This is a genomic window from Variovorax paradoxus (genome assembly GCF_024734665.1).
In the GTDB taxonomy this organism is placed as follows: Bacteria; Pseudomonadota; Gammaproteobacteria; order Burkholderiales; family Burkholderiaceae_C; genus Variovorax.
Genome location: NZ_CP102931.1, coordinates 3,796,688 through 3,819,310 on the forward strand (window position 1 = coordinate 3,796,688; position 22,623 = coordinate 3,819,310).

The following is a 22,623-nucleotide window of genomic DNA, read 5'->3' on the forward strand; positions in this document are numbered from 1 at the left end:
CGCTTTTGCATCGGGTGAGCTCAACCATTCCCGTTCCTCGGGCTGGTTTGAAAGGTTGATCAGCGGACCTGCGCGGTCTTCATTCGGCCGCCTGCAGGGCCTGCTCGGGCGCAGCGCGTGTGGCGCTCCTGCGTGACACGAGGCCACGCCCCCACTGCAAGAGGTCGTCGACGTAAGTGAAGATCACCGGCACGACCAGCAAGCTCAGCGCGGTGGACGTCAGCAGACCTCCGATCACGACGATCGCCATCGGCTGGCGAAAACTGGGCTCCGCACCCAGCCCCAGTGCGTTGGGCAGCATGCCGGCGCCCATTGCGATGGTCGTCATCACGATCGGGCGAGCGCGCTTGTGGCAGGCATCGATCAGCGCGTCGAACCGGCCCATGCCTCGGTCGCGGCGCGCCACAATGGCGTACTCGACGAGCAGGATCGAATTCTTCGTGACGATGCCCATCAGCATCAGAACGCCGATCACCACCGACATCGAAAATGCCTGGTGCGTGAGCCATAGCGCGAACATGGCGCCGCCCATCGCCAGCGGCAAGGCACTGAGGATGGTGCCGGGTTGCAGGAAGTCATGGAACAGTAGCACCAGCACCGCATAGATGCAGAAGATCCCGATCGCCATCGCGACGCCGAAGCTCTGGAACAGTTCGGACATGCGCTGCAATTCGCCTTGTTCCACCTGGTGCACGCCAGCCGGCAAAGACTTCAGTGCGGGCAACGCCATGGCTTCGCGCTGCACCTCGCCGATCGCGCGTCCGTTCAACTCGACACTGAGCGTCACGTTGCGCGAGCGATCCAATCGGTCGATCTGCGACGGGCCACTGCCCATCACGATCTCGGCCACCGAGCCCAGGTCCACGTTGCCGCCGCTGCCCTTGACTCGCAGCTGCGCGATGGCATCGAGGTTGCCGCGCACCGACGGATCCATGAGCACGCGGATCGCGATCTGGCGCTCCGGCAGGTTGAGTTTGGGCAGCGAGTTCGAATAGTCGCCGTAGGTGGCCAGGCGCACTGCGTCGGCCAGCGCTTCCGACGTGACACCCAGCGCAGCTGCACGAGCGGTGTCGGGGCGCACCTGGATCTCCGGGCGCTGCAGCGAAGCGCTGGAGGTCACGTTGCCGATGCCCTTGAGCGTGCGCAGCTGCGACTCTGCCTGCGCCGCCGCGCTGGCAAGGATCTGCGGATCGTCACTCGCCAGCGTGATGTCCAGCGACTCTCCGTTGGCGCCGGCCCCGACTGTGATACGGGCGCCGGGAAGCGCTCGCAGCATCTCGCGCATCTTGGCCTCGACACCCGATTGCTTGAGTTTTCGCTCGCCACGCGGCACCAGATCGACGGTGAGCGTGGCACTGGTCACCTCGGTCGAGGCGCTGGCGCTCATGCCGCCACCGCTCGTGGCCGTGCCGACCGAAGCAAATACGCCTTTCACCTCGGGCAGTGTGCGCAGCATCTGCGACGCACGTTGGCTGGTCGCCGCGGTGTCCTGCAAGGTGCTGCCCGGCGCGAGCTTGATCGTCAGGGTGCTCTGCGCCTTGTCCTGCGCCGGGATGAAGGCGGTCGGAATGAAGGGGATGATGAGCAGTGCCAAGCCAAAGAAGGCCATGGCCGCCAGCACCGTGGCCTTGCGCCGCGACAGGCTGGCTCGGACCCAGCCGAGATAGCGGGTCATGGTCGGACCGTCGGTCGAGATCTCGTGATGCCCCGGCGTCTTCGGCTTGAGCAGATAGGCCGCCATCATCGGCGTCAAAAGCCGCGCCACCAGCAGCGAGGCCAGAACCGCCACCGAGGCGGTCACGCCGAACTGCCGGAAGAACTTGCCGGGGATGCCTCCCATGAAAGCCGTGGGCAGGAAGACCGCGACAAGTGCGAAGGTAGTGGCGATCACGGCCAATCCGATCTCGTCGGCCGCCTCCATTGCCGCTTGATACGGCGTCTTTCCCATCAGCAGGTGGCGTTCGATGTTCTCGATCTCGACAATCGCGTCATCCACCAGGATGCCGACCACCAGCGACAGCGACAGCAGCGTGATGACGTTGAGCGAATAGCCCGCCAGCGCCATGAAGCCGAAGGCCGGAATGATGGACAGCGGCAGTGCGGTGGCCGAGATGAGCGTGGCGCGCCAGTCGCGCAGGAACCACCACACCACCAGGATCGCCAGGAATGCACCTTCGTACAGCAGGTGCATCGAGCCTGTGTAGTTGTCCTCGATCGGCGTCACCGTATTCGAGGCCTCGGTGATGCTCGCCTCGGGGTGCGCCTTGGAGAAGCGCTCGATAGCGCTGCGCGCGGCCTCGGCCACGCCCACGTCGGAATAGCCGCGCGAACGCGTGACCTGGAAGCCGATCACCGGCCGGCCATCACGAAAGGCCATGGTCGTGCGGTCGGCATGGATGTCGCTGACCCGCGCGATCTGGTCCAGCCGCACGTAGAGTCCATTCGAGATCGGCACGGTGATCGCGGCAATCTCCTCGGCCGTGCCGGCGGTGACGATGGTGCGCGTGGACTGCTTCTGCCCGCCCACGGCCCCCTCACCGCCCGAGCTTTCTTTCTGCACCGCCTTGAGCTGCGTGGAAACGTCGGACGGCGTCACGCCCAGGCCCGCCATCAGCGTGGGATCGAGGTCCACGTGGACCTCCCGATCAATGCCGCCAACACGCTCGACCTTGGCGACGCCCTTGACGGCCAGCAGCGCCTTGGTCACCGTGTTGTCGACGAGCCAGGACAGATCCTGGTCGTCGAGCTTGGTCGATTCGACGGTGTAGGTCAGCAACGCCGAGCTCGCCGAAGTCTGCTTCGAGACCGTGGGCGAAGCCATGCTGGCAGGCAGATCGGCGCGCGCGCTGTCCACCGCGTTGCGGACCTCGCTCAGCGCTTCTTCGCTGTTCTTGTCGATCTCGAAGCTGACGCTGATGCTCACCGTGCCATCGGTGATCTTGGTGGTGATGTGGTCCAGCCGCGTCAGGGAAGCCAGCTTGTCCTCGATCTTGCGCGCCACCTCGGTCTCCAGCTGCGATGGCGCGGTGCCTTCGAGCGTGGCCGAGACCTGGATGGTCGGCAAATCCGTGTCGGGAAAATCCTGGATCTGCAGGCTCTTGAAGCCGATCAGACCCAAGGCCGTGAGGAGGATGAACAGCAGAACAGAGGGAACCGGATTGCGGATCGACCAGGAGGAAAAGTTCACTGCGAGCCCCCTGTCTGCGCTTTGGCTGCGCCGGCCACCGTGACCTGTACGCCCTCCGACAGGAAAGCGCCTCCGCCGGCAACGACGCGCGCATCGCCCGAGAGCCCGGACAGCACCTCGATGCGGTCGCCCTGGCGACGTCCGGTGGCGACCGGATGGCTGCTCACCTTGTCACCGCTGCCGACCACGTACACATACGAGCGGCCGTCGCGCATCACGATCGCCGACTGCGGCAGCGTGAGCGCGGATTTGGCGTCGAGTTCCAGCGTGCCGTTGGCGAACATGCCCGAGCGCGACGCACTGGCGGCGGGCAGGCTCGCGTAGACCGTGCCACGGCCGGTGGTGGTGCTCAGCGTCGGGCCGACCAGCCGGACCTTGCCCTCCACCTGCTCGCCGCTGGGCAATGTGACGCGTGCGATCTGACCCACACGCACGAGAGCGACCTGCCGGGCATCGAGCTCCGGGCGCCATTCGACCTTGGCCTGCCGCACCAGGCGGAACAGCTCCGCGCCCGCACTGACCACATTGCCCAGCACCGCCGACTTCGAGGAAACGATGCCGTCGTCGGCAGCGACGATGCGCGTCTGGATGAGCTTGAGCTTGCTGCTGTCGAGCTCGGCCTGCGCGGAAGCGAGCGAAGCGCGCGAGGTGGCCTCGGTGATCCGGTACTCCTCGATCTTCTGCGCCGACAGCGCGCCGCTGCTTTCGGCGATCTTCGCGCGCCGTGTGTTGGAGACAGCCTGGTCGAGCGTGGCGCGGGCCTGCGCGACAGCGGCTTCCTGCTTGCGCACTTCGGCTTTGACGGTCGCGTCCGCCAGCCGCGCAAGAAGCTGGCCGCGCTTGACGCTCGCGCCCACATCCACCAGCAGTTCAGCGATGCGCAGGCCACCGGTCTCGGGGCTGACGATGACCTCCTGCCAGGCCGAGACCGGCCCACTCGCCTGCAGTGTCTGCGGCCAATTCTGCGTCTGGGGGGCGACCACCTCGACCGTCAGCACGCTAGGGGCCCGGGCCTCGGCACCGGGCACGCGGGCGTCCCCGGCCGGGCGGGCCAGCCAGGCGACAAGCCCCAGCCCGAGCACCACGGCGAGTGCCGCAGTCCCGATAAAGAACTTTCGATTCACGGTAAACCTCATTGATTGTTTGCCTGCTGCGCCGCCACCGCCTGCGGCGGCAACGCGGGCGAATCGGGCTGCCAGCCGCCGCCCAACGCCTTGTAGAGAGCGATCCAGTACTGGACGCGGTTGCGCTGCAGCGCGATCTCATCGACCTGGGCGGACAGCGCCGAGCGCCGCGCCTCTTCCAACGTGAGCAGGCTTGCGCCGCCGGCACGCCAGTTCACCTCCGTCGCTTCGAAGTAGCGGCGATATTCCTGCGCCGCCTGCCCGGCCTGGTCTGCGCGTCGAGCCGTGCTGTCCAGGCGGACCAGCGCCTGCTCGATCTCCTTCACGGCGTCGCGCACACTTTGCCGGTAGTCGGCCAGCGCCGACCTGTAGCTCGCTTGCGCGCTGTCCACTGCCGCGCGGCGCTTGCCGGCGTCGAAGATCGGAATCGACAGCGACGGGCCCAGGGACCAAGTGGTGACCGACGAAGAGAGGTTGGAGGCCGAGACCGTGATCGATCCAGTCAGCGAAAGGCTCGGGTACAGATCCGCCACCGCGGCGCCAATCTCGGCGCTCGAAGCCGCGAGCTCCCGCTCGCTCGAGGCCAGATCGGGTCGCTGGCGCAGGGCCTGAGCGGGCACGCTCGGAACTGCCAGCGCGGCCGGCTGCGGTACCTGTGCGCCAGCGTGCGCCATCAGGGCTCGCAGCGCGGCCTCATCGAAGCCAGTGAGATTGACGAGCGACTTCACCAGCAGTTCGCATTCGGCGCGCTGCGACAGCAGCGTGGACGTGGTGCTCGCCAGGCTGGCTCGCGCGAGCGCGCCATCGGAAGGCGCAGTGAATCCGGCGCGCACCGCAACGGCGGTGGCCTTCTCGGTCTCGGTCATCGAGGCCAGCTCGCGCTCATAAGCCTGGGCCAGCAGCCCGCAGGCGCGGTACTGCACATAGGTGTCGGCCACCTCGGCCGCCAGCGAGACTCGCGCGTCGTGCCAATCGTCCACGCGCGCATCGATGCGCGCCTGCGCCGCCTGCGCATTGCGGCGCACCTTGCCGAACAGATCCACTTCCCAGGAGGCATCGAGGTCGGCGCTGCGGCTGGTGGCAAGCACTGGCGCGCTGCCTTCGGTCGTCTGCTGCCTTGCGCGCGATAGCGAACCGCTGCCGCTCAGGCTGGGCAGGCCGCCCGCTCGCGTCGTGGTCAGTGTTGCGCGCGCCTTCTCGATCTTCGTCCAAGCTTTGTCCAGACTCGGACTGTCGGCTTCCGCCTGCACGATCAGCCGGCCAAGGACCGGGTCGTCGAACTGGCGCCACCAGTTGACCATCGCACTGACACTGCCATCGTGCGGCACCACCGCCTGCCAGGTTGCGGCCACCGATGGCGTCGGCGGGTGATATTCCGGACCGGCCGCACAGCCGGCCAGCATGACGCCAAGAGCGAGCAGCGCCATCGCGCGCACCCGCCTTCCGGGGGAGAGAATTTGAGAAGCATGCATAGGGTTCTTCGTTCGAACCCATCGTAGGAAGAGCCTCTGTTGGATGCGGTTCGGGAGAGTTAAGCTGGGTAAAAAATGGCCGTGGTTCGCCATCGACGCAGCATCTGATGCCAAACTGTTGTCTCTTGCCCAGAACCAAGCCATGCACCGAGTCCTGCTGATCGACGACGACGTCGAACTCACCACCATGCTGTCCCAGTACCTGGGGTACGAGGGCTTTGATGTTCGCGCCGTGCACGATGGCGGCACCGGTGCTGGCGAGGCAGCCACCAACCTCTATTCCATCGTGGTGCTGGACATCATGATGCCGCGTCTGTCTGGCATCGAGGTGCTTCGGCGCATCCGGGAGCGCAGCGCAGTGCCCGTCCTCATGCTGACTGCCCGCGGAGACAATGTCGACAAGATCGTCGGGCTGAACATGGGCGCCGACGACTACGTGTCAAAGCCATGCACGCCGGCCGAGCTGGTTGCACGCATACGCGCAATTTTGCGGCGCACGGAAACAAGAGCTGCCGCCGAGCCATCGTCCGCGCCGCGCGTGCTCAAGGCGGGAGAACTTGTGTTGTGGCCCGGCAGCCGCCGGGCGACGTGGCACGGCGAGCCACTCGAACTCACGGGTACGGAATTCAGCCTGCTGGAGGTGCTTGCAAGCCATGTGGGCAAGCTCGTCAGCAAGCAGGACATTTCGCTGCAAGCCTTCGACCGTTCGCTCGTACGTTTTGACCGTCGTATCGATGTGCACATCAGCGCCATCAGGCAGAAGCTCGGGTCCCGCTCGGACGGCCAATCCTGGATTCAGAGCGTGCGCGGCTTGGGCTACCAGTTGCTGGAGGGCTGATGCCACTCAGGCCAACAGTCGGAAGGTTGTTCTGGAAGCTCCTGCTTGCCTTGTCGCTGAGCATGATCCTGTCGATGCTCGGCACAGCCGCCTACCTGACGTTCACCAACCACCCATTCCCTCCGCCGCAGCCGGACGGCATGCCGTCCCTTGGCTACACGCCCATCGTCCCGCTGCTTTCCGGGCTCATTGCCATACTGGTGATCGGCCTCGCGCTTTCCTGGTACCTGTCTCGCCCGCTGCGCCATTTGCGTTGGGCGCTTCACCGCGTTGCTCAGGGTCATCTCGACACCCGCATATCACCGCTGATGGGGCGCCGGCGCGACGAGATCGCCGATCTGGCGCGGGACGTCGACCGGATGGCCGAACAGTTGCAACTGGTCGTGGAATCGCGACGTGTTCTGCTGCACGACATCTCTCATGAACTGCGTTCCCCGTTGACTCGAATTCAAGCCGCCATCGGTCTGTCACGACAAGATCCCGAGCTGACCGAGGCCATGCTTCTTCGCATCAAGAACGAAAGCGAGCGACTTGATGGCCTGATCGAGGAGTTGCTCACGCTGCATCGCCTGGAGGCTGGTGCGTCTGTCGCGCCACTGGAGCGGGTGGATCTGATCGAGCTGCTGGACGACATCACGGAAGATGCCGACTTCGAAGCCCGCGCCACGGGTCGCCGCGTGAGCACCGACGCTCACGGAAGTTTCGTCGTTGAAGTGCATGGCGAGTTGATCTATCGCGCTTTCGAGAACGTCATCCGCAACGCCGTCAAGTACAGCCCGCCGTGCGGCATCGTGGAAGTCAATGTGCAGGTCGATTCGCAGACAGGTGCTCTCGTCATCGCGGTGGCTGACCGCGGCCCGGGCGTGTCGCCCTCGTTGTTGGAAAAGATTTTTGAGCCCTTCTTCCGTGCCGAAGAAGGCGAGCAGGTGCACGGCGTGGGCCTCGGCCTGGCCATTGCTCGTCGCGCGATGCAGATGCACAACGGAAGCGTCACGGCATCGCCGCGCGAAGGCGGAGGCCTTTTGGTGAAGCTGATCTTGCCTTCTCCCCAAGGAGCGTCCGCCCCCTTCGAGTGAGGCAGGTGTCACGCGACTCTGCGGTGCCCGCATGGCCATGAAGCTTCGCCGGATGGATGGCACCTCTACATAACTTGTGTCGGCCAAACGGCGGCACGCGGCCCCGGCGGTCAGATCAGGTTGCCCTGGCCGTCAGCCACTTGTCGGAAGTCAGGGGTACGCCGACGATGCGGATTTCACCAATGCTTCCCAAGAAGCCGGTCGACATGTTCCCGGCCCACTGACCGCAGCCGATGGCAATTTGCTCGGTGGGGCTCACGTATTGAATGCCCTGCATGTTCGTGTTGTTCCGCAGGACGGGCGCTCCTTCCACGTACATGGTGGTCGCATACGACGCGGACGGGTCGTTCACGATGGCAATGTGCAGCCACTGGCCGGCCGACACGCCTCCAGACCAGCAGGTCAGATTGGTCGCCTGGTTCACCGGGACAATTTCCCACTGGAATTCCATCAGGTTTGAAAAGGCGAACATCAGTGCGCAATCGCCCTCGCCCGATCCGAAACCAGGCAGCTGCGACCGCGCGCCCAGGCGGTACAGGATGCCCATCCATCCATTCGTCGTCGCATCGAAACCTGGATCGATATTGACGAATGCCTCGATGGTGTAGCCCGAGGGGAAGGTTTCCACGTTCAGCGCCGAATTCTGGTCGGTGGTGAAGTAGGAAGATCTGGTCTTCGTGGCATTCAGGAAACGCAGGCTTCCGGGCGCGGCCGACAGCGGATGATGGCTTGTCGACCACACCAGATCACCGGGCGAGCCCATCCACGTGTTCACCGAAATCGGGTTCTTTCCTCCAGCCGAACTGTCCTGGATTTGCTGCCCGGGCTGATAGGGAAAAAGATCCCCGTCGGCTGCCGACGCATTGAAGAAGCGCCAGTGCGCCAGAGTGCTGCCGACCTTCGGGTAGTCCTCGGTGCTCGACGGAAGACTTGCGGCTTTCTGCGGCGGCTGGCTGTAGTTCGTCAGAATGATTTTCTTGGCCGCGTCTGTCAGGCCGGAGTCCGACGAACCGTCCGCAACGGTGAAGTTCGGATTGAAGGAAGCAAACCTCCGGACAAAATCCAGGTCCAGCGAGAAGGACTGGTTCGAGTCGGACAGCCAGGCGGCGTCGAACTCGTTGAGCGTGGCCGCCGGCTTCAGGGGAACCCATGGAGAGAACGAGCTGGCAATGATCTTCTTGTTGGTGAGATCGAACTCGAACATCCGCATGAGACCGTTGCCGCCCATGTAGGCCATCTGGTAGTCCACCACCATCAGGTAGACATCGTTGCCGCGCGAATTCTTCTTCGTGCTCGTGCAGGAGCCGTGGTAATGGCCGCTGACCGCCATGAAGATCTGGTCGTTGTCCTTGATGAGCTTGTCCCACATGTAATTCGAATAGGCGGTATCGGCTGCGGTCTTCCCGTCGCTGCCGATGCCAACCAACTGGTGATTCACCAGGATGACGGGGAGCGTCTTGTTCGCCTGGATGACCTGGTTGGCCCAGGCGATTGCATCGTCAGATGCTCGCCACGACATCGACAGCACAAGGAACTTGTTTCCTTCGGCTTCGAAGACGTGATATTCGTGGAAACCGGAAGCGTGCCTTCCGCCGAAGGTTGCCTGCCTCTTCGCGCGCTCCGCGGGGAACACCTGCAAGTAGGGCTCGAACAGGCCCACGCGATGACTGCCGCCGTCCTGGTAGCCGTCGTTGTTGGCGAATCCGGTGACGCCGACTCCCCAATCCGGGCCCCATTGCATATCGGAGCCGATGGCTCCTACGTCATGATTTCCCGCGCAGATTGAATAAGGGCATTGGGCCGCCTCGAGCACCTGCATTGCCTGGCTTGCAAGCTCCCATTCCTTCGTGACCTGGCCATTGCCGAGTTGGCCATTGCCAACGAGATCGGTCGAGGCGCTCCAGGGGGTCGATTTTTCCGATGTGTAATACCAGGACTGGTCAACGATATCGCCAAGATGGATGGTGAATGGCATTTTCAGCAGCTTGGCGTTTTGCGCAATCCATTGCGTTTGGGTTTTGAATGGATTGTCGTATTTCGGATCTATTCCCGAATACAGTTTTTGATAGAGCTCGCCCATTTTTTCCGATGCATACCTGGGATAGAACTGGGTATCAGGAAGCACGGAAATGGTGAAGCTGGATATCTTTTGAGCGGCGGTGCCAGGACTGGCTGGGGGCGACGAATTGCCCGGCGACGCACCTGCCGATGTCCCGTTCCCTCCTGTTGCCGGAAAGGCCGTGGCGCCCGCGCCATTGCCGCCGCCGCACCCGGGCAGCGCGATTGCCATGCCGGTAACCGAGCCGGCCAACATGAGCTTCAGCAGTTCCCGGCGCCTGTTTTCCGGAACGGAAGCCAATTGATCGAGGCCGGCATTTTCTTCAGAAGAGTAATTTTCAGTCATGGCATAAAAGTCAGGAACGCATCGAAGCTCTTCCGCGGAATTGCGAACGACTTCGAAAAGCGGAACTTTATTTGCCAAATATGATGTTTTCGTGAATTAATTACCATGCAAAATGGATGAATTCACGAGCCATTGACTCAATTTTCCGTGAAATCGATCTAGGCAATTAACCCGCCAATTGCCGGCAGAAATTAATTCTGACCTGAGCCTGACTCGACAGCCCGGCTTGATCGCGCTCACCGACCATTCATGGTCGATGCATCACTCAAACAAGTGCAGCTCCCGCAGGGTGCGGAGACCGGTCGCAATACTCGATCAGCAGTTCGGTGAGGACCCGTATCTTCCGTGCGGGATGCTGACCTGGCGGTCGGATGACATATGCACCTGCGGCGGGCGGTGGATGACGCGTCATGACCGGCACGAGTGCCCCGGAGGCCACATGTTCATTCAGGAATCGCGCAGCGGGACGCAGCCGCGCTGGAACGGCATGCCCAAGAAATCGCGAACGGGCTCCTCAGCGGCCGCAACGTGCTGGCCTGCACCCGCCCCCTCAAGCCGCTGCCGCTCGACAGAGGCATCGATCCCCAAGCCTTGGCGCGCGCGGGCGGCGATCTGCTCGCCAGAGTGCTGGCAATGGTGCCATTGCAACGCGTGGGCATCGCCGGAGGTGACACCTCGAGTCATGCAGTGCAGGCGCTCAACGCCTGGGGGCTTTCCTACGTGGCAGACATGGGCGCCGGCACCTCGTTGTGTCGCCTGCACAGCGACGACGCCACGCTCGACGGGTTGGAAATCATGCTCAAGGGTGGCCAGATGGGCTCGGACGACGTGTTCGAGCGTCTGGTGTGCGGCTCAGCCTAGACCTGGCTCCCGGCGTCCAATAGGCTGTCACTTTGCGCATCCTATAAATACGGGATCCCGAAGAAGCTCTCTTCAGGTCAACTGCGCCTTCGGGAAGTTTGACGGAAGCGAAGCAATGCCTAGACCCCCCATTCACAACGCAACGATCACCTTGAAGCTGCCATCCGACATGGAGACCAACGCCGAGATCAGGGCCTTGCGCGCCGCCGGCATACCGGTCGACGCGCTCGGCAACGCAGAGCGGGGCTTTCTCTTCGTGCGCTTCAGCGACGGATGGAGAAACCGCGCCAACATCTTCCGATGGTTCGCCGGAGACATCGGACAAGACCCTCGCAACAGCAGCATCAAGCCGAGTCCCCGGCGGCGCAGAGCGGCATTCTCAAGCTGCATGCCCAATCATCGCTAGACGCCCATCCATCGATTGGCACCGGGGCGCCTCAGACGGCGCCGTGGGCTTCGACATAGAGCGCATAGAGTGAATGGCTGCTCGCCATGTAGAGGCGATTGCGCTTCGGGCCTCCGAATTCGAGATTCGGGCAGCGTTCGGGCAGGCGGATGAAGCCGATGGGCTTGCCCTGCGAATTGAAGATCTTCACGCCGTCCATCTCTTCCGACTTGCCTGTCGGCAGGTAGGCCTTCATGCCACCACCGATGTCGGTGGGCTCGGATGCAATCGCGCCCGAGTAACCCCAGCCGCACCAGAGATTGCCGTCGCGGTCAACGCGAAAGCCGTCGAGGGAACCCGGCCCGTCGGCGTCGATCAGCTTGGTCTTGTTCGAAACGCCTGTGCCGTCCGGTGATACGTCGTAGCTCCAGATGCTGCGGTTTGGCGTTCCCTTCCATTCGACGACGTAGAGCTTCTTCTCGTCGGGCGAGAACGCCAGGCCATTCGGATTGACGAGATCGGTGATCACCGCGGTGAGCTTGCCGTCCTTCGCGATGCGGTACACGTTGGTCGTCGCCTGCTCCGGCACGGCCTTGAAACCTTCCCACTCGCCATTGATGCCGAAGGTGGGGTCGGTGAACCAGACGGTGTCGTCCGACTTGACGACGACGTCATTCGGCGCGTTGAGGCGTCTGCCTTCGTAGTTGTCGGCCAGCACCGTCATGCGCCCGTCCTTCTCGGTGCGGACCACGCGCCGCGTCACCGAGTGCTCGCAGGTGATCAGCCTGCCCTGGCGATCGCGCGTGTTGCCATTGGCGTAATTGACGTTGGTCTTGTGCACGGAGAACTTGCCGGTCTTCTCGTCGTACTTCATCAGCCGGTTGTTCGGGATGTCGCTCAGGAGCAGGTAACTGTGCTCCGGGAAGTAGACCGGGCCCTCGGCCCAACGCATGCCGGTACCGAGTTGCTCCACCGTGCTGCTGTAGATCCGGTACTTGGCGAAGCTCGGGTCGAGGATCATCACGGACGGATCGGGGTAGCGCTGGTTGGGCTTGAAATCAAAGGCTTGCGCGCCGGCCAGGCCGCTGAGCGCGACGGCACCGGCGCCCGCAGCCGTCCTGAGCAACTGGCGTCGTCGATGGTTGATTTCGTTCTGCATCAGAGAGGTCTCCTCATGTGGTTGCGAAAACTCAATCGGCCACCGCGCCCGACTTCTTCACCAGCTCGGCCCAGCGCGGAATTTCCTTGGCCATGAAGTCGCGCAGTTCTTCGGGCGTGCTGCCCACGATCTCCATCGCCAGCTGGTCCGAGAGCTTGGCCTGCACGTCTGGCTGCCTGAGCGCCTTCACGATCTCGGCATTGAGGCGCTGCACGATCGGCCTGGGCGTGCCTTTGGGCGCATACACCGCCTGCCACGACGACATCTCGAAGCCGGGAATGCCCGACTCGATCATGGTCGGCAGCTCGGGCACCAGCGCGATGCGCTTGCCGGTGGTCACGGCCAGCAGCTTGAGCTTGCCGCTCTTGACCAGTGGCAGCGCGGCCGTCACCTGGTCGAACATGAAGGGCACCTGCCCTGCGGCCACGTCGGTCAGGGCCGGCGGCGTGCCCTTGTACGGCACGTGGGTGAGCTTCACGCCGATGAGGTCGGCGAACATCTCGCCGGCCAGATGCGTCGAGGTGCCGGCACCGGAAGAGGCAAAGGTGCGCTTGCTTTCGTCCTTCTTCAGCAGGGCCACCAGTTCGGCCACCGAGTTCACGCCGAGTTGGCTGTTGACGATGAGCACGTTGGGCAGGCGCGCGACCAGCGAGACGGGCTCGAAGTCCTTCATCGGGTCGTAGGTCAGCTTCTTGTAGAGGCTGGCGTTGATTGCGTGCGTGCTGATGGTCCCGCCGAAGAGCGTGTAGCCGTCGGGTGCGGCCCTGGCCACGTAGGCGGCGCCGATGCCGCCGGCCTGCCCGGGCTTGTTGTCGACCACCACCGATTGCTTGAGACTCTCGCCCAGCTTCTGGGCCAGTGTGCGGCCCACGATGTCGGTGGAGCCGCCGGGGGTGAAAGGCACGACGTAGACGATGGGCTTGGCGGCCGGCCATTCGGGGGTCTGGGCCAATGCGACAACGGGGGCGAGCGCAGCCGAAAGCAGCGCCGCGGCGAGGCGGATGAAACGCATGTCTTGTCTCCTTGGATTCTTATCGATGGGCTCAGCGGCCCTTGGCCTGGCGCCAGGTTGCGAAGTCAGTGCGGCTTTGCTCTTCAGTGGGCGGATAAAGGCCGAGGATGGAACGGCCTTCGAGCACCTTTTCCTGCACGAAGTCTTCGAAGACCGTCATCTCGACAGCTTCGGCCGCGACCTCGTCGGCCATATGGGCCGGGATGACGATCACGCCTTCGGCATCGCCCACGATCACGTCGCCCGGAAACACCGGTGCATCGCCGCAGCCGATGGGCACGTTGATGTCGATGGCCTGGTGCAGCGTGAGGTTGGTCGGCGCGCTGGGGCGATGGTGGTAGGCCGCAAAGCCGAGCTTCGCGATGTCGGGGCTGTCGCGGAAACCGCCGTCGGTCACCACGCCGGCCACGCCGCGCTTCATCAGCCGCGTGACCAGGATGCCGCCGGCCGAGGCGGCGCGCGCATCCTTGCGGCTGTCGATGACCAGCACGGCGCCTTCGGGGCACTGCTCCACCGCCTTGCGCTGCGGATGGTCGCGGTCGAGGAAGACGCTGATCGGGTTCAGGTCTTCGCGCGCCGGCATGTAGCGCAGCGTGAAGGCCTCGCCCACCATGTTGGGCAGGCCCGAGTTGAGCGGCCGCACGTCCTGGATGAACTGGTTGCGCAGGCCGCGCTTGAACAGGGCCGTGCACAGGGTGGCGGTGCTCACCTTCATGAGCTGCTCGCGGGTGGCGGGATTCACGTGTCGTCTCCGTTCTCGAAATGAATTGGGGTTGGAAGGCCGATCAGAAGATGTCGGGCTCCGGGACCGGCTTGCCGAAGCTGGTCTCCAGGAAGTCGAAGTCGCAGCCTTCGTTGGCCTGCTTGATGTGGCGGCCGAACATCCATCCATAGCCGCGCTCGTAGCGCGGCGGCGGCGGCGTCCACCGGGCCTTGCGGTGGGCGAGTTCCTCGTCGCTGATGTCGAGGTGGATGCGCCGCGCCGGCACGTCCACGGTGATGCGGTCACCGGTCTGCACCAGCGCGAGCGGCCCGCCGATGGCTGCCTCGGGCGAACAGTGCAGCAGGCAGCCGCCGTAGCTGGTGCCGCTCATGCGTGCATCGGACAGGCGCAGCATGTCTTTCACGCCCTGCTTCAGCAGCTTGGTCGGAATCGGCAACATGCCCCACTCCGGCATGCCGGCGCCGCGCGGGCCGGCGTTGCGCAGCACGAGGATGTCGTCGCCCGTCACGTCCAGCTCGGGGTCTTCCACAGCCTTCTTGAGCGCGGGGTAGTCGTCGAACACCAGCGCACGGCCGCTGTGCTGCAGCAGGTGCGGCGCGCAGGCGCTGGGCTTGATCACCACGCCGTCGGGGGCCAGGTTGCCGCGCAAGACGGCCAGCGCGCCTTCGGCATAGATGGGGTTGGCGAGCGGCCGGATGACGTCATCGTCGTAGACCTCGGCGCCTTCGATGTTCTCGCCGAGCGTGCGGCCATTGACGGTGCGCGCGTCGGTCCGCAGGTGGCCGCGGATGCGCTCCAGCATCGCCGGCAGGCCGCCAGCGTAGAAGAAGTCTTCCATCAGGTAGGTTTCGCCGCTGGGCCGGATGTTGGCGATGACGGGCACGCGGCGGCTGAAGGCATCGAAGTCGTCCAGGCTCACCGCGTGGCCGGCGCGGCGTGACATCGCGATCAGGTGCACGACGGCATTGGTGCTGCAGCCCATGGCCATCGCGCAGGCGATGCCGTTCTCGAAGTTGGCGCGCGTGAGCATCTTCGCGGGCGTGAGGTCTTCCCACACCATCTCGACGATGCGGCGGCCGCAGTCGGCGCTCATGCGGATGTGGTTGGCGTCCGCCGCTGGAATGCTGGAGGCACCCGGCAAGCTCAGGCCCACCGCCTCGGCAATGCCCATCATGGTGGCGGCCGTTCCCATGGTCATGCAGGTGCCGTGGCTGCGGGCGATGCCGGCCTCCATCTCGGCCCAGGCCTGCTCGCCCAACCGGCCGGCGCGGCGCTCGTCCCAATACTTGAAGGCGTCTGAGCCCGAACCCAGCACCTTGCCCTTCCAGTTGCCGCGCAGCATGGGGCCGGCCGGCAGGTAGATGAAGGGAATGTCCATGCTGAGCGCGCCCATCACGAGGCCGGGCGTGGTCTTGTCGCAGCCTCCCATCAGCACCGCGCCGTCTATCGGGTGGCTGCGCAGCAGCTCCTCCGTTTCCATCGCGAGGAAGTTGCGATAGAGCATGGTGGTGGGCTTGACCATGCTTTCCGAAAGCGAAATGGCCGGGAGCTCGAGCGGGAATCCACCCGCCTGCAGCACGCCGCGCTTGACGTCCTCCACGCGTTGCTTGAAGTGCGCGTGGCACTGGTTGGCGTCGCTCCAGGTGTTGACGATGGCGATCACGGGCTTGCCCATCCAGTCGGCATAGCTGTAGCCCATCTGCAGCACGCGCGAGCGATGGCCGAAGGAGCGAAAGTCGTCGGGCGCGAACCAGCGGGCGCTGCGAAGGGATTCGTAGGGGCGTTTCATCAGGGTTGTCTCCAGGGCGCGCTGCACCATGAGTGCCGCCTTGCCTATCGCAAGCCGGGAATTAAAACATTAATATATCAGTCGGGTCAATGACACAATCGCCGGCGATGAGTGCCCCTCCCAAAATTCGACTCGACCGTACCCGCCTGGCCGCGCCCCAGGTGCTGGAAAAACTGCGCGAGGCCATCCTCTCGCTGGAACTCGCGCCCGGTACCGTGCTGGTGCGGCAAGAGCTGGCCGACCGCTTCGGCGTGAGCCAGACGCCGGTACGCGAAGCGCTGCTGCGTCTGAGCGAAGAAGCACTGGTGGATGTGTTTCCGCAGCACGCGACGCTGGTCAGCCGCATCGACATCGCAGCGGCGCGCGAAGCCCACTTCCTGCGGCGGTCCATCGAGCTGGAGCTGGTGCACCAGTTGGCACAGCAGGAGTCCCCTGGACTGGTCGAGCAGATGAAAGGCGTCATCGCCCAGCAGGCGGCACTTGCAACGTCGCAGCGCTACGGTGACTTCGTCAACGCCGATCGAGCATTCCATCGCCTGATGTACGAAGCCGGCGGCATGCTGGGCCTTTGGGATCTTGTGGGCCGCGTATCCGGACACGTCGACCGGCTGCGCCGCCTGCACTTGCCTACCGCAGGCAAGACCGAGGCGATCCTGCGCGACCACCGCGCCATCGTGCGCGCCATCGAGGCACAGGACCCGGCCGCCGCCCAGGCCGCGCTTCGCAAGCATCTGTCAGGCACGCTCAGCGCGGTGAGCGAGATCTGTCGGCAGTACCCCGACTACGTGCTCGCCTGAACCTTCGGACGCTCGACTTCGGCGAGGCCCCTCCCCCGTTCAGAAGTCGAACCGCAACGCGCTGGATGCGACTACGGCTCGGATCTGTGCAATCGCATCGACACCGAGAACCGGTCGGCCGGATGGACCGACACGGACACTTCGAAGGTCTGCCCGTCCGCATCCATGTAGCGCCGCACGATCTTCAGCGCAGCCGCACCTTGCTCGATGCGCAGGGCCTTCGCCATCGCTGCGTCCCTGACGGTGTCGGCCCGTACATCCTGGTGGATTTCGGCGATCTGCCGGCCGTAGCGCTCGGCGATCAGTGAGCTGACGAGGGTGTCGGGCGACTCCTGAACGAGCGCCCCGATTTCCGAATACGCGGGGTCGACATACACATCGGTCCATCCGATGGGGTCGCTCTCTCCATTGCCGTCCAGGCGCAGGCTCGAGATACGCAGCCAGCGCACACCGGGCGCACACCCCAGGTCCTTCGCCACCGCGGCAGCAACGGCAACCTCTTCGATCGATTGCACCTGCCGCAAGTGCTCGGTGCCGAACTGCACCAGATCGTCCACCGACGCGAGCGAGGGACGAAAGGTGTCGCGCGGCCTGGTCGCCTCGACGCGCGTTCCCACGTTCTTGCGGCGCGACACGAGGCCCAGGCGCTGAAGCTCGGCCAACGCTGCCCGCACGGTGTGCCGACTGGTCTTGTAGTGCTCGCAGAGTTCGAGCTCGGTCGGAAGCAGCGAGCCGACGACGAAATGACCGCTCGTGATGGCGTCGGTCAGGTGGCGCGAGATGTCGCGGTGATGAGGCTTGGATGACGAAGACATGTTGCCCTCAAGGATCGCATTCATGGCGTCAAGGGTAAACCCCGACTCGGCAAATATGTTCGGACATATTAAAGTTGGATATGTCCGAACATATCTGCATTCGCAGCTTCCACCTTCAACGGCTCCCATGAACACCACCCGCACCTCGATTCCGATGGCCAGTACCGTCGTCGACTCCATCCTGTTCCGCGATGCGTTCGGCACGCAGAAGATGCGGCAGCTCTTCTCGGACGGCGCGTTGATCCAGCGCTACATCGATGCCGAGATCGCGCTCGCCAGGGCCGAGGCGCGCGTCGGCGTGATTCCGGTTGAGGCGGCCGAGGTGATCGCGCGCGAATCGAAGCTCGAACGCATCGACTTCGAGCACATGCGCGAGGAAACCGACATCGTCGGCTACCCCATCCTGCCGCTGGTGCATCAGCTGGTCGAGATGTGCGGCGAGGCGGGCCGCTACGTGCACTGGGGCGCGACCACCCAGGACATCATGGACACCGCTGTAGCGCTCCAGGTGCGCGACGCGCTCGACAGCATCGACGTGGACATCCGCGAACTGCGAGGCATCCTGGCATCGCTCGCGAAAAAGCACCGCGACACGCCGATGGCCGGCCGCACTCATCTGCAGCAGGCGCTGCCCGTGACCTTCGGCTACAAGGTCGCGATCTGGCTGGCCATGTTCGACAGGCACCAGCAGCGCATCGCCGAGCTTCGGCCGCGCGTGGCGGTGGTCGAGTTCGCCGGTGCCGCGGGCACGCTCGCCTCGCTCGGCGACAAGGGCTTCGAAGTGCAGAAGGCGATGGCCGAGGAACTGAAACTGGGCGTGCCCGCCACCACCTGGCACGTGGCACGCGACGGCTTTGCGGAGGCTGTGAACCTGCTTGCGCTCGTCACGGGCTCGCTGGGCAAGATCGCGCTCGACATCATGATCATGGCGTCGACGGAGTTCGCCGAGGTGTACGAACCCTTCGTCAAGGGGCGCGGTGCATCGAGCACGATGCCGCAGAAGCGCAACCCGATCTCCAGCGAGCTGATGCTGGCGGCCTCCAAGGCGGTGCGGCAGCACGCCGGGCTGATGGTCGATGCCATGGTGCAGGACTTCGAGCGCGCCACGGGTCCCTGGCATGCCGAATGGATCGCCATCCCCGAGAGCTTCATCCTGACTTCGGGCGCCTTGCATCAGGCCAAGTTCGCGCTGGGCGGCCTGATCGTGGACGAGGCACGCATGAAGCACAACCTGGGCATCAGCCGCGGCCTGATCGTGGCCGAGGCCGTGATGATGGGCATGGCCCCGCACATCGGCCGCCAGCAGGCGCACGACGTGGTCTACGACGCCTGCCGCGCCGTCAACGAGAACGGCGGCACGCTGGCCGAAGCCCTGTCCGCGCTGCCCGAGGTCACGAAGCACTTCGACCGCGCGGCCATCGACCGCATGACCGATCCGGCCAACTATCTCGGCCTCGCGCCGCAGATGGTGGACCGCGCCATCGCGCTGTCCGCCGAAGTCGCCGCCTGAGCCGCGACCCATCACCAACCCCGAGGAGACAAGACAGATGATCGACATCAAGAAGCTGGCCGCCCGCGCCCTGCTGGCAGCGACGTTGGCAGTCGGCGCGCACGGCGCCTGCGCCCAGACCTACCCGGCGCGACCCGTGACCTGGATCGTGCCTTTCGCGGCAGGCGGCCCCACCGATGCCCTGGCGCGGGCCATGGCGGAGAGAGTGGCACGCGAACTGGGCCAGCCGATCATCATCGACAACGCACCGGGCGCCGGCGGCACCGTGGGAGCCGCGAAGGCATCGCGCGCCGCGGCCGACGGCTACACCATGCTGGTCGGGCACATGGGCTACATGGGCGCCGCGCCCGCCCTCTACAAGAAGCTCGCCTACGACCCGGTCAAGGACTTCGCGCCGGTGTTCCGTTTTCCTGATACGCCCTTGGTGCTGATGGTGCGCAAGGAGCATCCAGCGAAGGACATCAAGGCGCTGGTCGACTTCGGCAAGGCCAACCCGGACAAGCTCTTCATCAGCAATGCCGGCGTCGGGTCGAGTTCGCACCTCATCGCGGCCTTGTTCGCCGCCTCGGCCGGCATCCGGATCTCGCAGGTTCCGTACAAGGGCGCGGGGCCGGCGCTGATCGACGTGATCGGTGGGCAGGTCGACGGCATCTTCGACCAGACCAACACGGCCATGCCGCAGATCAAGGAGGCCAAGGTCCGCGCACTGGCCGTGACGTCCAAGGTCAGGCTTGCCCAACTGAAGGACGTGCCCACGCTGAGCGAAACCGTGCTCCCGGGCTTCGAGGCTTCGACCTGGTACGGCATCTACGCGCCCAAGGGCACGCCGCAGGCGGTGCTCGACAAGGTGCAGCAGGCCTACTTGAAAGTGATGAGCGACAAGGCGTTCACCGACCGCCTGGCCGAGCAGGCCATACAGATGCTGCCGCCGGAGCAATACACCGGCGCCGCGCTCGGCAAGCACACCGAAGCGGAGGTGGCGCGCTGGAAGGCCGTGGCAGCCAAGGCCAGCATCTCGCTGGACTGATGCGATGACTGCCACGCGCATCGAGCACGATGCATTCGGGCCGGTCGAGATTCCGGCTGGCCGGTACTGGGGTGCGCAGACACAACGCGCCGCGGGCGTGTTCGACATCGGCACCGAGCGGTTTCCCGTCTGCCTGCTGCACGCGTTCGGACTCCAGAAGATCGCGGCGGCGCGGGCCAACGCACGCTGCGGCGCACTCGATGAGGCACTGGCCGAAAAGATCATTGCCGCCGCTGAAGAGCTGTCGTGCGGCCTGTTCGACGATCACTTCCCGCTCACGATCTGGCAGACCGGTTCGGGGACCCAGACGAACATGAATGCCAACGAGGTCATCGCGAACCGCGCCAACGAGTTGCTCGGGCGGGCACTCGGCACGAAGTCGCCGGTGCATCCCAATGACCATGTGAACGCATCGCAATCGTCGAACGACAGCTTCCCGACCGTGATGCACATCGCAGCCGCAATGGAGTTGACCGGACGCCTGATCCCCTCGCTCGTCGTGCTGAAGGACGCGCTGGCGGAACGCGCGAGCGCCTTCGCCGATGCGGCCAAAGTTGCGCGCACGCACCTGATGGATGCCGTGCCGATGACGATGGGCCAGGCGTTCGAGGCGTTCGCATGGCAGGTGGGCAATGGAATTGCGCGACTGCAGGACGCCTTGCCGCGGCTCCTGGTCGTTGCCCAGGGCGGTACGGCGGCGGGAACCGGACTCAATGCGCCGCAGGATTTCGACGTTCTGTTTTGCGAAGAGATCGACAAGCTCACGGGCCTCCAGTTCAAGCCGCATCCGTGCAAGTTCGAGGGCATGTCGGGCCACGATGCGCTGGTGGAGCTGTCAGGGGCCTTGAACGTGATCGCAACATCGCTGATGAAGATCGCCAACGACATCCGCTGGATGGGATCGGGTCCGCGCTGCGGCATCGGCGAACTGGTGGTGCCCGATGACGGGTTGACCTCATCGATCATGCCCGGCAAGCGCAACCCGACCATCGCGGAGGTGGTGGCCCAGGCGGCCATGCAGGTTGTCGGAAATCACGTGACGGCGACGATGGCCGGCGCCTCGGGCAACTTCGAACTCAACGTGGCCAAGCCGGTGCTGATCCACAGCGTGCTTCAGTCCATGCGTGTGCTGGCGGACAGCTCGCGCGTCTTTGCGAACAAGCTGGTGGCCGGCCTGGACATCGATCGCGAGCGCCTCGCATCGAACCTGGGCAATGCGTTGCTGTCCGTAACGGCGCTCAACCCGGTGCTCGGCTACGACAAGGTGGCGCGCATCACGCGAACCGCCGTGGAGCGGCGCATTGCTCCACGCGAGGCAGCCATCGAACTGGGCTACTTGAGTGCTGAGGCGTACGACCGCCTGGTCGATCCGCTTCGCATGGCCAGAGGAAAAATCTAGCGCATTGGCGCGGGAGCGTGCGAGCCGCGGCCGCATCTTTCGGATGCTGGCTGTCGGACGAGTCCTGCTCACTCGCAGCCCGTTTGGGTTCAAAGTCGGTGTCTCAAAAGTCCGTCGGATCGGAGATCGAAGAGACGATGATCCGCCACGTAGGAGACACCATGGAAGCGCCAAAGGAACCACCATCGATCTCGCCGCTCGCGGCATCGCCTATGGCGTCACAAGCCAGCGGCAATTGCCGGTTGCATCGCGGCGCCTGCGGATTCGGCCAGGCGCTGCGCCACGGCATTCAGGAGCGCGCCAGCAAAGCCGCCACGCGCCCGTGCATCGGTGCGGGCGCTGGTCACGACCCGTGGCCGTGAACTCCAGGCAACGCTGCAGCCGGCATCGACCAGCGCATTCACCAGGGCGACGTCCTCGCTGCACGCGAGGTGCCTGAACCCGCCGACACGAAGATACGCCGCCGCCGAGACGCCAAGGTTTGCGCCATGCACATGGCGATGAGATTCGCAGTCGAAATAGGTCTCCTGGAAATGTGCCTCGAGCAGCGCTGCATGGCGGCCGTGAGGCGACCAGTCCAGCACGGACACCGTTCCGCATACGACGTCTGTCTGAAGAGATAGTTGGGCCGCCAGCCAGTCTTCGGAGACCAGCGTGTCGGCATCGGTGAACGCCAGCCATCTCGCGCCCCTTGCCAGCAGAGCCTTCGCACCCACGGCCCGGGCCATTCCGACATTTCGCGCGCGAATGGTGACGGTCATGGCGCCACAGCTGGACGCCAGGATGCCTGTGGCGTCCGCGCAGTCGTCCAGCGCCACGATCGTCTCCACGGGCTCTCCCATCAGTGCGGGGTGCTGCGATGCGATGCGCACTGAAGACAGGCATCCGCGGATGAGTTGCTCTTCGTTGTGCGCCGGGATGACGATACCTAGCATGGTCGAGCCCTCGTGCCGTTGTAGATCGGATTGCCTGCCAAGCACCGAAGATAGAGAGCCGCCCGCACACGCCACGTCAGGAGAAGCGCGGCGGGCCTGTAGGCGACAG

At 64.7% G+C, this 22,623-nt stretch carries 18 protein-coding genes; 8 read left to right on the forward strand and 10 right to left on the reverse strand.

Translation table 11 applies throughout. The features are described from left to right. Positions 1-79: 79 nt before the first annotated feature. From NWF24_RS18050 to NWF24_RS18060, 3 genes are read right to left on the reverse strand one after another with little or no spacing between them, the layout of a single operon-like run. Positions 80-3,187, reverse strand: coding sequence for an efflux RND transporter permease subunit (locus NWF24_RS18050; protein WP_258349721.1), 3,108 nt, complete (start codon positions 3,185-3,187; stop codon positions 80-82). Further along, positions 3,184-4,311, reverse strand: a complete 1,128-nt coding sequence (locus NWF24_RS18055) for an efflux RND transporter periplasmic adaptor subunit (RefSeq protein ID WP_258349722.1) — start codon at positions 4,309-4,311, stop codon at positions 3,184-3,186. The genes NWF24_RS18050 and NWF24_RS18055 overlap by 4 nt, the downstream gene beginning before the upstream one ends. An 8-nt stretch (positions 4,312-4,319) precedes the next feature. Further along, positions 4,320-5,738, reverse strand: a complete 1,419-nt coding sequence (locus NWF24_RS18060) for an efflux transporter outer membrane subunit (protein WP_258349723.1) — start codon at positions 5,736-5,738, stop codon at positions 4,320-4,322. 187 nt (positions 5,739-5,925) lie between these two features. Here NWF24_RS18060 and NWF24_RS18065 point away from each other — a divergent pair, with 187 nt between their 5' ends. Beyond that, positions 5,926-6,621 carry a response regulator transcription factor gene (locus tag NWF24_RS18065; RefSeq protein ID WP_258349724.1) on the forward strand — a complete coding sequence of 232 codons (696 nt, stop codon included), beginning with the start codon at positions 5,926-5,928 and terminating at the stop codon, positions 6,619-6,621. 26 nt (positions 6,622-6,647) lie between these two features. Continuing rightward, on the forward strand, positions 6,648-7,697 hold the full coding sequence (locus NWF24_RS18070; RefSeq protein ID WP_258349725.1) for a HAMP domain-containing sensor histidine kinase: 1,050 nt from the start codon (positions 6,648-6,650) through the stop codon (positions 7,695-7,697). 115 nt (positions 7,698-7,812) lie between these two features. Here NWF24_RS18070 and NWF24_RS18075 read toward each other — a convergent pair whose 3' ends face one another. After that, positions 7,813-10,101 carry a LamG-like jellyroll fold domain-containing protein gene (locus NWF24_RS18075; protein ID WP_258349726.1) on the reverse strand — a complete coding sequence of 763 codons (2,289 nt, stop codon included), beginning with the start codon at positions 10,099-10,101 and terminating at the stop codon, positions 7,813-7,815. 423 nt (positions 10,102-10,524) lie between these two features. Between NWF24_RS18075 and NWF24_RS18080 the strand changes: the two genes are divergently transcribed. Further along, positions 10,525-10,962 carry a nucleotide-binding domain containing protein gene (locus NWF24_RS18080; protein WP_375338387.1) on the forward strand — a complete coding sequence of 146 codons (438 nt, stop codon included), beginning with the start codon at positions 10,525-10,527 and terminating at the stop codon, positions 10,960-10,962. Between the two features lie 169 nt (positions 10,963-11,131). Beyond that, entirely contained in the window at positions 11,132-11,368 is a 237-nt protein-coding gene (locus NWF24_RS18085; protein ID WP_258349727.1) for a hypothetical protein, read from the forward strand. 31 nt (positions 11,369-11,399) lie between these two features. Here the strand turns inward: NWF24_RS18085 and NWF24_RS18090 are convergent, their stop codons facing one another. Genes NWF24_RS18090 through araD form a run of 4 tightly spaced genes read right to left on the reverse strand, consistent with a single transcriptional unit; the run spans position 11,400 to position 16,031 of the window. Next, the gene (locus NWF24_RS18090; protein WP_258349728.1) at positions 11,400-12,506 is read right to left on the reverse strand and encodes an SMP-30/gluconolactonase/LRE family protein; all 1,107 of its coding nucleotides are present in this window, start codon (positions 12,504-12,506) and stop codon (positions 11,400-11,402) included. 31 nt (positions 12,507-12,537) lie between these two features. Beyond that, the gene (locus NWF24_RS18095; protein ID WP_093059025.1) at positions 12,538-13,518 is read right to left on the reverse strand and encodes a Bug family tripartite tricarboxylate transporter substrate binding protein; all 981 of its coding nucleotides are present in this window, start codon (positions 13,516-13,518) and stop codon (positions 12,538-12,540) included. A 31-nt stretch (positions 13,519-13,549) separates the two neighbouring features. After that, on the reverse strand, positions 13,550-14,260 hold the full coding sequence (locus NWF24_RS18100) for a ribonuclease activity regulator RraA (RefSeq protein WP_258349729.1): 711 nt from the start codon (positions 14,258-14,260) through the stop codon (positions 13,550-13,552). Between the two features lie 43 nt (positions 14,261-14,303). Beyond that, complete coding sequence (araD, locus tag NWF24_RS18105) at positions 14,304-16,031, reverse strand: L-arabinonate dehydratase (RefSeq protein WP_258349730.1); 1,728 nt, start codon at positions 16,029-16,031, stop codon at positions 14,304-14,306. 107 nt (positions 16,032-16,138) lie between these two features. On the opposite strand from araD, the gene NWF24_RS18110 reads away from it, so the two are divergent. Then, complete coding sequence (locus tag NWF24_RS18110; protein ID WP_258349731.1) at positions 16,139-16,828, forward strand: GntR family transcriptional regulator; 690 nt, start codon at positions 16,139-16,141, stop codon at positions 16,826-16,828. A gap of 71 nt (positions 16,829-16,899) precedes the next feature. Here NWF24_RS18110 and NWF24_RS18115 read toward each other — a convergent pair whose 3' ends face one another. Continuing rightward, on the reverse strand, positions 16,900-17,643 hold the full coding sequence (locus NWF24_RS18115) for a GntR family transcriptional regulator (RefSeq protein WP_258349732.1): 744 nt from the start codon (positions 17,641-17,643) through the stop codon (positions 16,900-16,902). A 127-nt stretch (positions 17,644-17,770) separates the two neighbouring features. Here NWF24_RS18115 and NWF24_RS18120 point away from each other — a divergent pair, with 127 nt between their 5' ends. Genes NWF24_RS18120 through NWF24_RS18130 form a run of 3 tightly spaced genes read left to right on the forward strand, consistent with a single transcriptional unit; the run spans position 17,771 to position 21,579 of the window. Beyond that, positions 17,771-19,153, forward strand: coding sequence for a class-II fumarase/aspartase family protein (locus NWF24_RS18120; RefSeq protein WP_258349733.1), 1,383 nt, complete (start codon positions 17,771-17,773; stop codon positions 19,151-19,153). 37 nt (positions 19,154-19,190) lie between these two features. Next, positions 19,191-20,180 (forward strand): tripartite tricarboxylate transporter substrate binding protein BugD, encoded by a 990-nt coding sequence (locus NWF24_RS18125; RefSeq protein WP_258349734.1) that lies wholly within the window; start codon positions 19,191-19,193, stop codon positions 20,178-20,180. Positions 20,181-20,184: 4 nt separating this feature from the next. After that, positions 20,185-21,579: a class II fumarate hydratase gene (locus NWF24_RS18130; RefSeq protein ID WP_258349735.1), complete on the forward strand. Its 1,395-nt coding sequence runs from the start codon at positions 20,185-20,187 to the stop codon at positions 21,577-21,579. Between the two features lie 218 nt (positions 21,580-21,797). On the opposite strand, the gene NWF24_RS18135 is transcribed toward NWF24_RS18130, so the two are convergent. Beyond that, positions 21,798-22,514 (reverse strand): glycosyltransferase, encoded by a 717-nt coding sequence (locus NWF24_RS18135; protein ID WP_258349736.1) that lies wholly within the window; start codon positions 22,512-22,514, stop codon positions 21,798-21,800. Positions 22,515-22,623: the final 109 nt, after the last annotated feature.

Excerpts from the sequence above, each read along its gene's own strand:
- NWF24_RS18135 (WP_258349736.1), bottom strand. The coding sequence starts at position 22,514 with ATGCTAGGTATCGTCATCCCGGCGCACAACGAAGAGCAACTCATCCGC.
- NWF24_RS18090 (WP_258349728.1), bottom strand. The coding sequence starts at position 12,506 with ATGCAGAACGAAATCAACCATCGACGACGCCAGTTGCTCAGGACGGCT.
- araD (WP_258349730.1), bottom strand. The coding sequence starts at position 16,031 with ATGAAACGCCCCTACGAATCCCTTCGCAGCGCCCGCTGGTTCGCGCCC.
- NWF24_RS18060 (WP_258349723.1), bottom strand. The coding sequence starts at position 5,738 with ATGGCGCTGCTCGCTCTTGGCGTCATGCTGGCCGGCTGTGCGGCCGGT.
- NWF24_RS18065 (WP_258349724.1), top strand. The coding sequence starts at position 5,926 with ATGCACCGAGTCCTGCTGATCGACGACGACGTCGAACTCACCACCATG.
- NWF24_RS18085 (WP_258349727.1), top strand. The coding sequence starts at position 11,132 with ATGGAGACCAACGCCGAGATCAGGGCCTTGCGCGCCGCCGGCATACCG.
- NWF24_RS18130 (WP_258349735.1), top strand. The coding sequence starts at position 20,185 with ATGACTGCCACGCGCATCGAGCACGATGCATTCGGGCCGGTCGAGATT.
- NWF24_RS18075 (WP_258349726.1), bottom strand. The coding sequence starts at position 10,101 with ATGACTGAAAATTACTCTTCTGAAGAAAATGCCGGCCTCGATCAATTG.
- NWF24_RS18125 (WP_258349734.1), top strand. The coding sequence starts at position 19,191 with ATGATCGACATCAAGAAGCTGGCCGCCCGCGCCCTGCTGGCAGCGACG.
- NWF24_RS18115 (WP_258349732.1), bottom strand. The coding sequence starts at position 17,643 with ATGTCTTCGTCATCCAAGCCTCATCACCGCGACATCTCGCGCCACCTG.
- NWF24_RS18095 (WP_093059025.1), bottom strand. The coding sequence starts at position 13,518 with ATGCGTTTCATCCGCCTCGCCGCGGCGCTGCTTTCGGCTGCGCTCGCC.
- NWF24_RS18110 (WP_258349731.1), top strand. The coding sequence starts at position 16,139 with ATGAGTGCCCCTCCCAAAATTCGACTCGACCGTACCCGCCTGGCCGCG.
- NWF24_RS18120 (WP_258349733.1), top strand. The coding sequence starts at position 17,771 with ATGAACACCACCCGCACCTCGATTCCGATGGCCAGTACCGTCGTCGAC.